The sequence below is a fragment of the Catenovulum sediminis genome, from assembly GCF_007289895.1.
In the GTDB taxonomy this organism is placed as follows: domain Bacteria; phylum Pseudomonadota; class Gammaproteobacteria; order Enterobacterales; family Alteromonadaceae; genus Catenovulum; species Catenovulum sediminis.
The window spans coordinates 3947809-3961290 of sequence record NZ_CP041660.1 but is presented as its reverse complement, the minus strand read 5'-3'; the positions used below and the strand labels follow the sequence as shown (position 1 = coordinate 3961290).

Below are 13482 nucleotides of genomic sequence, written 5' to 3'. Positions count from 1 at the left end.
TTGTGGATATTTCATCGCTGACCTGCTTTTCAATTGACGTATTACCCTGTATCCTATCGCGCTATTAATTCTTGACACATGTTTATATAGAGTAAAGCAATGACTGATTTATCCAAATATAGAAATATTGGTATTTTTGCTCACGTTGATGCGGGCAAAACTACTTCAACAGAACGAATTCTTAAATTAACCGGTAAAATCCATAAAACTGGTGAAGTTCATGACGGCGAATCTACAACTGACTTCATGGAACAGGAAGCTGAGCGTGGTATCACAATCCAGTCAGCTGCAACAACTTGTTTCTGGAATGACCATCGTTTAAATATCATTGATACACCTGGACACGTTGATTTCACAGTAGAAGTTTACCGTTCATTAAAAGTATTGGATGGTGGTATCGGTGTATTCTGTGGTTCAGGTGGTGTTGAGCCTCAATCAGAAACAAACTGGCGCTATGCGAATGATTCAGAAGTTTCTCGTTTGATCTTCGTAAATAAATTAGACCGTATGGGTGCTGATTTTTACCGTGTTGTAAACCAAGTTAAAAACGTTTTAGGTGCGACACCTTTGGTGATGACTTTACCGATCGGTATTGAAGATGAATTCTGTGGTGTTGTTGATTTATTAAGTCAAAAAGCTTACATCTGGGATGACACGGGTCTACCTGAAAACTTCAAAGTTGAGGATATCCCAGCTGAATTAGTCGATAAAGCAGCAGAATACCGTGAAGCTTTGATCGAAACTGCTTTAGAGCAAGATGAAGATCTAATGATGGCATACCTTGAAGAAGGTGTTGAGCCGTCAGTTGATCAGATTAAAGATTGTATCCGTAAAGGGACTCACAATTTATCTTTCTTCCCAACTTATTGTGGTTCTGCGTTTAAAAACAAAGGTATCCAATTAGTATTAGATGCGGTAACTGATTATTTACCAGCACCGACTGAAGTTGAGCCGCAAGACTTAACAGATGCAGAAGGTACGCCGACTGGTGAAAAAGCAATCGTATCTGCAGATGAGCCGTTCCGTGCATTAGCATTTAAAATTATGGATGACAGATTTGGTGCATTAACCTTTATTCGTATTTACTCTGGTAAGTTGAACAAAGGCGACACCATTCTTAACTCATTTACCGGTAAAACTGAGCGTGTTGGCCGTATGGTTGAGATGCACGCAAATGATCGTTCTGAATTAACTTCTGCTCAAGCGGGTGACATCATCGCTATCGTAGGTATGAAGAATGTTCAAACTGGTCACACTTTATGTGATCCAAAACATGCTTGTACACTTGAGCCTATGGTATTCCCTGAGCCAGTAATCTCTATTGCCGTTGCGCCAAAAGATAAAGGTTCAACTGAAAAAATGGGTATCGCAATTGGTAAAATGGTTGCTGAAGATCCAACTTTCCAAGTTGAAACTGACGAAGATTCTGGTGAAACCATCCTTAAAGGTATGGGTGAACTTCACTTAGATATCAAAGTTGACATCTTAAAGCGTACATACGGTGTTGAGTTAAACGTAGGTCAGCCTCAGGTTGCTTACCGTGAAACAATTACACAAGCCATTGAAGACAGCTATACACACAAGAAGCAGTCTGGTGGTTCTGGTCAGTTCGGTAAAATTGATTATAAAATCAGACCTGGCGAGCCTAACTCTGGTTTCACTTTCACATCAACAGTTGTGGGTGGTAACGTACCTAAAGAATTCTTCCCTGCTATTGAAAAAGGCTTCAAGAGCATGATGGAAACCGGTGTGCTTGCAGGCTTCCCAACTTTAGACGTTGAAATCGAATTATTTGACGGTGCTTACCACGCAGTGGATTCATCTGCAATCGCGTTTGAAATTGCAGCAAAAGGCGCATTCCGTCAGTCAATGAAAAAAGCAGGTCCTCAGTTACTTGAGCCTATCATGAAAGTTGACGTATTTACGCCAGAAGATCACGTTGGTGATGTGATCGGTGATATCAACCGTCGTCGTGGTATGATCAAAGACCAGGAAGCTGGTGTATCAGGCGTTCGTATTAAAGCTGACGTACCTCTATCTGAAATGTTTGGTTACATTGGACACTTACGTACTATGACTTCTGGTCGTGGTCAGTTCTCAATGGAATTCTCTCATTACGCAGCATGTCCAAATAATGTTGCTGAAGCGGTCATCGCAGCAGAGAAAGAGAAAAAAGAAGCTAAATAATTTTTGAAATTATTCAGTGAAAAAAGCCTAACTTGTTTATCAAGTTAGGCTTTTTTATTTGGCTACCAAAATGGCGCAGGCTAGTTTGTTTTTCCCGTATTTCGCCATTTTTGCGAAGTTATTTCGTTCAATTGGCAGATATTGGCAATTGAGTTGATTATCTTCTTCTTGCGCAGGATCAGGATCATGAATATAAATACAATTTTCATCAATACCTGAAACCGTCACCCAATGCGGCGCTTTTTGCCCGTCTAATCGATAAGTACTGATTAACAGCAATATCATTTTGCCGTCATTTAACCATGTCTGGATATCTTGTTGATGATAAGCTTTGTTGTGCACCACAATGGATAATTGTTCGGCTTGCTTTTTAAAGTCTTGCTCAACACAATCTAATATTTGTCGTTTATGTTCACTACGCACGCCTTCAGCAAACAAGGTATCAGCGACGCTAATAAAAGCTTCACATTGAAAACCACGCCGAGTCATTGCAATTGCTAAACCCAAAGGGTGACAGCCTCCATGGCCGGACGTCATATAAATCGTTGTTGCTTCGCGCCATATTTGCAGCTCATCACTTTGTGTTGGCTGGTAATGCGCATTTACTGCATTCATAGCCATCATGGCAGCGGCTGGGCCACAAGTAAAAGAGGTTGTCTGTTGATACCAGGCAACGGGTGAGGTCGTTAGTTTTATCGGTTCATATCGCAGGCGTTTTTGCATGCGTACTGCATTTTGATGGTCGTGGTAATAATCAGAATAATAACCAAACTCTTCATACCCCAGTTTTTGATACAAACGAATTGCATTTTTATTGTTTTCAGCAACTTCAAGGCGCATATACAATCTGCCTTTTCGATAAGCAGATGCTTCGCATTCTTCGATGAGCCGTGAAGCTAACCCCATCCCTCGGGCTTGCGGTCGAGTTGCTATTGAATATAACCGGGCTAAACAACTACCTTTGTATAATATAGTCAGCGCATAACCCAGTATATCGCCGTTTTGCTCGGCGATATAAAAAATGCCATTGCTGGCATTGAGCCAATGTTTTAATCGTCGGCGGGAAATTCTATCGCCGTCAAACGACTCTGCTTCTAAGTTCACTAGAGCGTTTAAATCGTCTGCAACCGCGCGGCGCAACTGAATAGACATAAGTGCCTGATAGGGAATTTTTACGTAAGCTATTTTAGCTGTTATCTTGGCCAAAAAACCAGATCAATGAGTCATAATAGCGACGAATATTTTCAACATAATGAACAGCCTCATTCCCGCGGGCATAACCATATCGTGTCCATTTATAGTATTTTTTCTTTTGTAGTAAAGGCAAATATTTTTTTACTTCATGCCATTTGTCAGGATCGGCGCCTAAACTTTGAGTAATTCTTCTGGCATCTTCTAAATGGCCTAAACCTATATTATAGGCTGCCAGCGCAAACCAAGTGCGGTCTGGCTCTTGAATTCGTGCGGGAATTCGGCGATGCAGGGATGAAAGATAACGCGCACCGCCACGTATATTTTGCTCCGCATCTAAACGACTTTTGACGTCCATTTGGCGTGCGGTCGGCAAAGTTAACATCATGATGCCACGCACGCCAGTCGGAGATTTTGCTTTGGGATCCCAATGGCTTTCTTGATAACTCTGAGCCGCCAATAATTTCCAGTCTAAATCGTATTCGCTTGCGTATTGTTCAAACCAATTTCTGTATTTGGGCAGAGTTTGATCAATTGCTTGAATAAATACGCGCGTATCAACGTAATCAAAATCCCGGACATGGCCAAAATATTTATCTTCTAACTGTGCAAAATGACCGCTACTTCTTACATCTCCAAAAAAATCTATTAGTAAGGCATATAAACTGTCGTCATAAGCTTGATTAAATGCCCAGGCAAGGTTTTGTTGTTTTGATACACTAAAGGCGATGCTTAATTCTGGGTAAAGTCTACGGTTAACTGCCAATAAGTTTGAATCCACAATCGTGTACTGTATTTCCTCGTTAAGGACTGCTTGAATCAGCTCTTCAGCATCTTGTTCATTGGTTACACGCCAATCAACATTGGTTTCTTCCAGTTTTTGTAAGGTTTCTTGGTGGCTACTATGTGCAGTGATAACTAAAGTACCATCTAACTCTGACCAGTCTCTTGGTCTTATATTACCTTGTTTAAACACCAGTTTTTCGCTAATTTTTTGATAGCCGGGCGCGAAACGATAATTTTCTCTCCTTTTCTCTGTGGCCGTTAACCCTGCAGCGAGAATATCAACTTTATCCTTATCTAATAAAGGGAAGAGTTCTGCTAAGTCGTATACTGGTACTATCTCCAGCTCTAAGTTAAGGTATTCTGCAAACGCGCGGGCGAGTTCATATTCAAAACCAGCGGCACCGTCTGGGGTTAAATAATAAGTTGTTGAGCCATAAATAGTCCCCACTCGTAAGGTACCTCGCTCGGCCATTTCTTGGACGGTATTTACATGGGTTTCCTGTTGGCAGCCAAGCGAAGCAGACAAGACAAAAACGCACACAATAAAGCGAGAAATTATCGATTTATTTAAAATGGTAAAACTCCTGAATTGATGCATTAGTGTTTGTTAATTTTGTTAATAAAGCGCTAGATTATCTGAATCTAAGTCACTGGGTCAAATGTTGAATGTGTTTGAATCGAAAAATTTGTCAATCGTCGGTTAAAGCTCACCAGTAAACTCGCATATTTTACGAATTTGAGTATACTATGCGCCTTTAATCCTATCTCATTTTTGTTTTTCAGGTGAATCTGCTTATGGAAATCTTGCGTGGCGCTCCCGCACTTTCTGACTTTCGAATTAATAAACTGCTAGCCAGTTGCGAACAACTTAATTTAGCGATTGATAGCATATACGCTGAATACATGCATTTTGTCGATGTTTCCGCTGAACTGTCAAGTGATGAACAAGTTAAACTTGCGCGTTTGTTAAAGTATGGTCCAACGATTGAAGAGCATGAACCAAAAGGTCAATTGCTTTTAGTTACGCCACGTCCGGGTACTATTTCGCCTTGGGCATCTAAAGCAACGGATATCGCGCAAAACTGTGGTTTAACACAAGTTAATCGTATTGAGCGTGGTATCGCTTATTATGTTGAAAGCAAAACGCAGTTAGATGAACAACAAAGTACTGAATTAAAAGCTTTGTTACATGACAGAATGATGGAAGTTGTTTTGTCTGACATGAATGAAGCACAAGCATTGTTCCAAAAAGCGCAACCTGCGCCATTACGTTCAGTTGATATTTTAACCGGTGGTCGCGACGCGTTGGCTAAAGCTAATGTGGAATTGGGCTTAGCGCTTGCAGAAGATGAGATAGATTATTTAGTTGAGAATTTTATCAAGTTAGGTCGCAACCCTAACGATATCGAGTTGTACATGTTTGCGCAGGCAAACTCTGAACATTGCCGTCACAAAATATTTAACGCGGATTGGACAATTGATGGGGTAGAGCAACCTAAATCTTTGTTCAAGATGATAAAAAATACATACGAAACGACACCTGAGTATGTTCAGTCTGCTTATAAAGATAACGCAGCAGTGATGGATGGTTCGTTTGGCGGTCGTTATTTTGCCGACCCAGAAAGTGGAATTTATAACTACCATCAGGAAAATATTGAAATCCTGATGAAAGTAGAAACGCATAATCATCCTACTGCTATTTCGCCTTACCCAGGGGCCGCAACAGGTTCTGGCGGAGAGATTCGTGATGAAGGGGCTACTGGTCGAGGTTCCAAGCCGAAAGCCGGTATGGTTGGTTTTAGTGTTTCAAACTTAAATATTCCTGATTTTACCCAGCCATGGGAAATCAACTACGGCCGACCCGATCGCATTGTCAGTGCTTTAGACATTATGCTTGAAGCGCCGTTGGGTGGGGCTGCTTTTAACAATGAATTTGGCCGTCCGGCTTTGTTGGGTTATTTCCGAACTTATGAAGCTGAAGTGAGCAGTTTTAACGGCACAGAAGTACGTGGTTATCATAAACCAATCATGCTCGCAGGTGGCTTAGGGAATATCCGCCGTGAACACGTTCAAAAAGGTGAAATCCCGGTCGGTGCTAAACTGGTTGTATTAGGTGGCCCGGCGATGAATATCGGACTCGGCGGTGGTGCAGCATCTTCAATGGCGTCAGGTCAATCCAGTGCAGATTTAGATTTTGCGTCTGTACAGCGAGAGAACCCAGAGATGGAACGTCGTTGTCAGGAAGTTATCGATAAATGTTGGCAGATGGGTGATGACAATCCAATTGCATTTATTCACGATGTGGGTGCAGGTGGGTTATCAAATGCAATGCCTGAGCTAGTCAACGATGGTGAGCGTGGCGGTAAATTTCAACTCCGAGATGTTCCGAATGACGAACCGGGCATGTCACCGTTAGAAATTTGGTGTAACGAATCTCAAGAGCGTTATGTGTTAGCGATACCTGCGGACCGAATGGACACCTTTGCAAAAATATGTGAAAGAGAACGAGCATTGTACGCAGTTATTGGTGAAGCAACCGAAGAACGTCATTTGTCATTAGACGATAGCCATTTTGGCAACAAACCTATCGACTTACCGCTTGAAGTTTTATTGGGTAAAGCGCCTAAAATGCAACGAGATGTGCAGACAGCGCAATTACAAGCACAAGAGTTATCGCTCAATGTTGATTTGGCTGAAGCTGCTTATCGAATTTTACGTTTACCAACGGTTGCGGAAAAAACCTTCCTAATCACAATTGGTGATCGTTCAGTAACGGGGATGGTTGCTCGAGATCAGATGGTTGGTCCTTGGCAGGTACCTGTTGCGGATGTTGCAGTGACAACTGCAGCGTTGGACTCTTACCATGGCGAAGCAATGGCACTCGGTGAGCGTACGCCATTAGCTTTATTAAACTTTGGTGCGTCAGCCCGCGTCGCTGTCGCGGAAAGTATCACGAATATTGCTGCAGCTGAAATCGGTGATTTAAAACGTATTAAATTATCTGCAAACTGGATGTCGGCAGCAGGCCACCCAGGTGAAGATGCGGGTCTGTATGAGGCGGTAAAAGCGGTAGGTGAAGAGTTATGTCCGGCTTTAGGGATTACAATTCCGGTGGGTAAAGACTCAATGTCGATGAAAACTGCGTGGAATGATAATGGTGAAGACAAAGCGGTTACTGCGCCTATGTCTTTGATCATTACTTCATTTGCCCGCGTGGAAGATGTTCGTAAAACAGTTACACCTCAGTTGCGCACAGATAAAGGTGATACACGCCTGATTTTGATTGATTTGGGGCAAAAACAAAACCGTTTAGGGGCTTCTTGTCTTGCTCAAGTATACAAACAGTTAGGTGCGCAAGGTCCTGATTTAGATAACCCAGAGCTATTGAAAGGGTTCTTTAATGCAATTCAGGCATTGTTATCAGATGGCAAATTACTGGCGTATCACGACCGTTCGGATGGTGGTTTGTTCACAACCTTAACCGAAATGGCATTTGCTGGTAAAACTGGCCTTAAAGCGGACATTTCTGCTTTAGGTCAAGATGCGTTAAGTATCTTATTTGCAGAAGAACTGGGTGCTGTGATTCAAGTTGCAGAACAAGATTTAACGCAAGTTAACGAAACACTTGCGCAGTTTGGCTTGCAGGATATCAGCTTTGAAATAGGTGAATTAACACAAGACGATAACATCAGTTTTGAATTTAATGGTCAAACTGTATTATCAGAAGCGCGCGTTAAATACCGTCAGGCATGGGCTGAGACGACTTTGCATATGCAGTCACTGCGTGACAATCCAGAATGTGCACAGCAAGAATTTGATGCTAAAGCAGATAAAAATGATCCTGGTTTACAACCAAAACTGACATTTGATATTAATGAAGATGTCGCTGCGCCTTATATTGCAAAAGGGCTTCAACCTAAGATGGCAATATTACGTGAGCAGGGCGTTAACTCTCACGTTGAAATGGCCGCTTCTTTTGATAGAGCTGGATTTGAAGCACACGATGTCCATATGAGTGACATTTTAGCCGGTCGTATTCAGCTCAATGATTTCGCGGGACTTGTTGCCTGTGGTGGTTTCTCTTACGGTGACGTTTTAGGCGCAGGTGAAGGTTGGGCTAAATCCATCTTATTTAACGAACGTGCGCGTAACGAATTCCAAAGTTTCTTTGAAAGAGAAAATACTTTCGCGTTAGGTGTGTGCAACGGTTGTCAGATGCTGAGCACTTTAAAAGAACTGATTCCGGGTACAGAACACTGGCCAAGATTTGTCCGTAATATGTCAGAGCGCTTTGAAGCCAGATTTAGTATGGTTGAAGTACAACACAGCAACTCTGTATTTTTCAATGGTATGGCCGGATCTCGTATGGCAATTGCGGTTTCTCATGGTGAGGGTCGTGCTGAGTTTGCCAGTGCACAGGCGCTGCAAAATGCTCAAGACAGCGGGACAATTGCTCTGCGCTATGTAAACAATTATGGTGAGGTTACTTCTCAATATCCGGCCAATCCAAATGGTTCACCGCAAGGGATTACCTCATTATGTTCAACCGATGGGCGTGTGACCATAATGATGCCGCATCCAGAGCGCGTATTCCGTACTGTCAGTAATTCATGGCATCCAGATGATTGGAAAGAAGATAGCCCATGGATGCGAATGTTCCGCAATGCGCGGGTATTTGCCGGTTAACCGAGCATATCTTGTTGACGTGTGATGTTTCGAAAAAGGCGGGTTTCCCGCCTTTTTAGTTTCTTTTATATAATGCGGTTTTAAATAGAATAATTTTATGTCTGATGTATTTACGGTGAGTTGGGATGATTTTCATCTCGAATGCAAAAAACTCGCACAACAACTCGCTTCTAGTCAAAGAGCGCTAGAGATACCCCATGCATTTGATGGCCTCGTCGCCGTTACACGCGGCGGTTTAGTGCCTGCCGCTATACTTGCCAGTGAGTTGAATATTCGCTTAATCGAGACAGTGTGTATTGCAAGCTATGATGAGCAAAACCAGCGAAAACACCTAGATGTTATAAAGCAGCCTGCTCTGATACAGGGCCGATGGCTATTTGTCGAAGACTTAGTGGATAGTGGCGAAACGGTAAAATACTTAAGAAGTTTGTATCCCACTGCACAATTTGCATCTATTTATGCTAAACCCAACGGGCGTGAGCAGGTCGACTACTTCACTAAAACGATTGCCCAAGACTGTTGGATAGAACTCCCTTGGGAAGTGTGATTTTTGTTAAATTAATGAGTCATGAAAAGATCACAAACCTTGGTTCGAATAAAAAATTCTCACTCATTTTTTTATAATATCTCGCACGATAATTTTTAAAATCTACAAGATTAAAGTTTTCCAGCGATCTGATAGTAACAGTATGAATATACCCACTTTGTTGTTTTTTATATAAAAGATCACTTCCATACGTTATTTTAGTTAAATCCTTTTTAATAAGCATTTTAAGTGCCATTGTTTGTGTCAAATTGACAAAATGCATTGCATGCAACTTTTTTGCATACGTATTCAATTGCGGGGTGTTGTCTGTTCTTGATATTTATTTGTGTAGGGTTTTTGTTATTAAGATGTTTTCAAAAACCTCCTTTAGGTCATTGCACACAATACATTAAATACGAGAATTTAATAAATGAAACACTTACACACATTAACAAGAATGACGAAAAGCTTATTGGCTGCCACCGCACTGAGCAGTGTTTTTGTAAACACTGCATCGGCAGATGCAATGTTACATGCTTTTAACTGGCAATATGATGATGTATCCGCTAAAGCGCAAGAAATAGCAGATTTAGGTTATAAATCAGTCTTGGTTTCGCCGCCATATTTATCCAATCCTTCATCAGAATGGTGGGCGCGCTACCAGCCGCTTGATTATCGTATCTTATTGGGGCCCCTTGGTACTAAACAAGACTTCCAGGATATGATTGATGCACTAGAAGCGCGCGGCGTTAATTTATACGTTGATGTGATTTTTAATCACATGGCGAATATGAATATGGAAAAAGGCCAAGAGCAATACCCTGGCTTTAATGTTAATACGCCTGAATATGAAGCCAACAAAGTTTATGGTGATTTGTCTCAGGGGTTATTTGGTCCGGGCGATTTTCATGATGGTGCCAACGCAAAATGCATATCCGATTGGGGCAACTGGTATGACTCAACCTGGAACCGCCTGTGTGGCGCAGCGCCAGACAAGGGATTACCGGATTTAAGAGGTGAAGCGACGGACGCGACTGGGGATTGGATCCGTAGTAATCAGATTGCTTATTTAAATGCGTTAAAAGCCATGGGCGTTGATGGATTTCGCATTGATGCCGTGAAGCATATGAAGTGGGAGCATCTAAACTGGGTGTTCAACAGTGATGTGTTAGATGGTATTCATGTATTTTCAGAAATCATTTCACATAGCAGCGCTGATGATAATACTTATCTGCAGCCTTATTTAGACAATACAGATGTGCGAATGGGCGCGTACGATTTTCGTTTATTTAACGAACTCGATCATGCATTTGATATGTCAGGCAGTTTGTCTAGTTTAAGCGCACCCAATACTTTGCCGAGTGACAGAGCGGTTACTTTTGTTATCACGCATGATATGCCGCAAAACGATGGCTTTAATGGATTTTTATTTTCAGAAGACGATGAGAAGCTAGCCTATGCCTACATTTTAGGCCGCGATGGCGGCGTACCATTAATTTATACGGATAATAATGAAACCCCTAAGTTTAACAGTCGTTGGGTGGATGCATATAAAGATGCAGATTTAGTTAATATGATTAAGTTTCATAACCAAGTACAAGGGCAAGAAATGGAAGTGCTGTCTGCCAATGGCTGTGCCATTTACTTTCGTCGAGGCAACATTGGTTTAGTCGGTATTAATAAGTGTGGTAATAGCGAGTCACATAGCCTTAATGTTGCGGCTTTAAATGTGGGGACATATACAGATCAAATATCTGGTAGCACACTGAATATCAGTGGTACTAATCAAACGGTTAGTTTACCGGCTCGTTCAGTACGCATGTGGTTAAACGGTGACACGCCACCACCGCCGCCTCAAGGTTGGTTTTTCAGTGGAACAGCAAATAATTGGGCGGCTGATAGTATGACAGTCGATGGTAGCGTTTATAAAATCATTAAAACATTTAGCACGGGCGATGCAAATGGTGGACCGCGTTTTAAAATTCGCGATTCGGCAACCGATTGGGATGTTAATTTCCCAGCACAAGATTTTGTTGTGACGGCCAACAAAACCTATGAAATTACTTTTGACCCGTCACAACCAGCAGGCTCTAAAATTAGTGTCATTGAGCAAGGACCTGTTGGTGGCAGCTGTCCGGTCAAATTTACCTGTCAAAATGGAAACACTAACATGGGAGACAGTGTTTATGTTTCGGGTAGTGCAGTCGAGTTAGGTAGCTGGAATAGCGACAATGCCGCTTTATTAGCACCGACTAATTATCCAACTTGGGATGCAACGATTAATTTACCTGCCAATACAGATGTAAGCTGGAAGTGTATTGTTCGTCAGGAATCTTCTCCCTTTACCGTTCGGCAATGGGAAGTTGACCCCAACAATAACTTTAATACCGGTAACTGTGACGTAACTGAAGTGAGTGGTAGCTTTTAAATCAGCTTTATCTGATTTAAAGACAAATATGAATTAATTTTGAAATAGGGGGGAGTGAAGGACAATGACCCCCTTTTATTTTATACTTATGTTTTTTATGCAGGGACGTTGAAAATGAAACACATCATCATATTGATACCGATTTTTGTATTATTCATATCTGCTTGCTCTGCGGAGTTGGAAATAGAAAACTCGAGCGACAGCAATAACACGCAAAACGCCCAAACTGACAAACTCGTTGCTTCTGATGCTGATTCTTGCAAGGATTATTTTATTCCGGAATTAAATGAGAACATCGAGCATTTAAATGATCTAACATTTTCACAGTTTAAAGACGCCTCTACACCTACGTTAAGTTTATATAGCCAGTTATATTTTTGGAGCCAAGTTTCATTAGCAACGGACGTTTATACAAGCACTCTAATAGAGCAAAGTGGTTTAGATGGATTAACTTCAAGCCGTGACTGGCTTTACACATTTTGCCAACTAGAAAGCGACAAACCCACTTTTATTTCGCAGGTCACTTATCAGAAAAATTATCTAACAGACGTCGATTACCTGAATGATTTAGATTATTTTTTTGTGGCTCAGACGACGGAAAACGATCTATCGCCGCAAGATGAATGGCGGTTCAATACTGATCTTAGGCAGCAGATTCAAGCCAAGTTTAATGTGCAACAAACGACCGATGTATATTTTGAAGAAGAACAAGAACGGCTTTGGTTAGATGCCATTGTTGTGGCGGGAAATACAAAGTCGTTCATTAATGAAGAAATGCAGTACTACTCGGTTCAAAATGAAGAAAGCACGATTAGAATGCATATTATTGTGCCACAACCGTTCTTTTATCATTCGATAAAAAATAATTTACAAGCGACATTGTTAAACTCAATGGAAAATGCCAAAGCGACAAACAATATCACAATACCCATTTTTAAGCGTTCAGTTGAAGGCAGTATATTCAGCAATATGCCTAATTTATCCAGAAATACCCTTAATTTTGATGTTTTACAATCAGATGAGACATTATTGCTAAAAGATGAGTTTGCTCACCATACACTGTTATTAGATTCAACAGGTTCTTTGGCAATTGATTCAGTTTTTAAATTTACATTAGAAGCAGAACAAACCAATCATAATACTTCTTCTGTTAATACAGAGTTATCTTTTGTCAATTTTATGCCGTGCCATAAGACGGTTAACAGGCAGGCTTGGTATCCGTTTTTTGTCATTTTCGACAATCCAGAAAGTGGCGTTGTTTACGTTATTCAAAGTTACAATGCGCAAGATTTAAATGCCTCTCCCGTGTTGTGCGATTTGATAGAGCCGGTTGAATTTACCTTGTAAATATCAACGAATTCGATGCTTTCAGATAGCTAAAATTGAAATGACCCCTGCAATTAAAATGGCTGTTGAACCATCAAGGGTCTTTAAAACGTTGATTGTTCAGCTTGATGGTAAAACCCTTGCAGTTGGTGTCTTACCGGTTGCATGCAAACTAAGCATGAAAAAATAGCGAAAGTAGCAGGTGTGAAAAAAGCAGAGATGGCGCTCCAGTCCGATGTTGAGCGCGCTACGGGTTATGTATTAGGTGGAGTTAGTCCGCTCGGTCAAAAGAAACGGTTAAAAACCTTTATCGAATACTCTGCACAAAATTATCCAACTATTTTTACCTAGA

General features: G+C 41.4%; 8 protein-coding genes. 6 read left to right on the top strand and 2 right to left on the bottom strand.

Annotated elements, in window-relative coordinates; all coding sequences use genetic code 11:
- Positions 1 to 99: 99 nt before the first annotated feature.
- A complete protein-coding gene (gene fusA, locus FNT16_RS16875; protein ID WP_143872685.1) occupies positions 100 to 2187 on the top strand; it encodes an elongation factor G in 2088 nt (695 codons plus the stop codon).
- Positions 2188 to 2241: 54 nt separating this feature from the next.
- Here fusA and FNT16_RS16870 read toward each other — a convergent pair whose 3' ends face one another.
- On the bottom strand, positions 2242 to 3339 hold the full coding sequence (locus FNT16_RS16870; RefSeq protein WP_143872684.1) for a GNAT family N-acetyltransferase/peptidase C39 family protein: 1098 nt from the start codon (positions 3337 to 3339) through the stop codon (positions 2242 to 2244).
- A gap of 34 nt (positions 3340 to 3373) precedes the next feature.
- Positions 3374 to 4762: a membrane-bound lytic murein transglycosylase MltF gene (gene mltF, locus FNT16_RS16865; RefSeq protein ID WP_143872683.1), complete on the bottom strand. Its 1389-nt coding sequence runs from the start codon at positions 4760 to 4762 to the stop codon at positions 3374 to 3376.
- A gap of 197 nt (positions 4763 to 4959) precedes the next feature.
- On the opposite strand from mltF, the gene purL reads away from it, so the two are divergent.
- From purL to FNT16_RS21165, 5 genes are all read left to right on the top strand, one after another.
- Positions 4960 to 8850: a phosphoribosylformylglycinamidine synthase gene (purL, locus tag FNT16_RS16860; protein ID WP_143872682.1), complete on the top strand. Its 3891-nt coding sequence runs from the start codon at positions 4960 to 4962 to the stop codon at positions 8848 to 8850.
- Between the two features lie 97 nt (positions 8851 to 8947).
- A complete protein-coding gene (gene gpt / locus FNT16_RS16855; protein WP_143872681.1) occupies positions 8948 to 9397 on the top strand; it encodes a xanthine phosphoribosyltransferase in 450 nt (149 codons plus the stop codon).
- Positions 9398 to 9806: 409 nt separating this feature from the next.
- Complete coding sequence (locus FNT16_RS16850; RefSeq protein WP_143872680.1) at positions 9807 to 11804, top strand: carbohydrate-binding module family 20 domain-containing protein; 1998 nt, start codon at positions 9807 to 9809, stop codon at positions 11802 to 11804.
- A gap of 114 nt (positions 11805 to 11918) precedes the next feature.
- A complete protein-coding gene (locus FNT16_RS16845; protein ID WP_143872679.1) occupies positions 11919 to 13151 on the top strand; it encodes a hypothetical protein in 1233 nt (410 codons plus the stop codon).
- 144 nt (positions 13152 to 13295) lie between these two features.
- Positions 13296 to 13481 carry a YbaK/EbsC family protein gene (locus tag FNT16_RS21165; protein WP_425456683.1) on the top strand — a complete coding sequence of 62 codons (186 nt, stop codon included), beginning with the start codon at positions 13296 to 13298 and terminating at the stop codon, positions 13479 to 13481.
- Position 13482 lies beyond the last annotated feature (1 nt).

Bases quoted from the DNA above. Each gene is read 5' to 3' on its own strand.
- fusA (WP_143872685.1), top strand. From the start codon at position 100: ATGACTGATTTATCCAAATATAGAAATATTGGTATTTTTGCTCACGTT.
- FNT16_RS16870 (WP_143872684.1), bottom strand. From the start codon at position 3,339: ATGTCTATTCAGTTGCGCCGCGCGGTTGCAGACGATTTAAACGCTCTA.
- mltF (WP_143872683.1), bottom strand. From the start codon at position 4,762: ATGCATCAATTCAGGAGTTTTACCATTTTAAATAAATCGATAATTTCT.
- purL (WP_143872682.1), top strand. From the start codon at position 4,960: ATGGAAATCTTGCGTGGCGCTCCCGCACTTTCTGACTTTCGAATTAAT.
- gpt (WP_143872681.1), top strand. From the start codon at position 8,948: ATGTCTGATGTATTTACGGTGAGTTGGGATGATTTTCATCTCGAATGC.
- FNT16_RS16850 (WP_143872680.1), top strand. From the start codon at position 9,807: ATGAAACACTTACACACATTAACAAGAATGACGAAAAGCTTATTGGCT.
- FNT16_RS16845 (WP_143872679.1), top strand. From the start codon at position 11,919: ATGAAACACATCATCATATTGATACCGATTTTTGTATTATTCATATCT.
- FNT16_RS21165 (WP_425456683.1), top strand. From the start codon at position 13,296: ATGCAAACTAAGCATGAAAAAATAGCGAAAGTAGCAGGTGTGAAAAAA.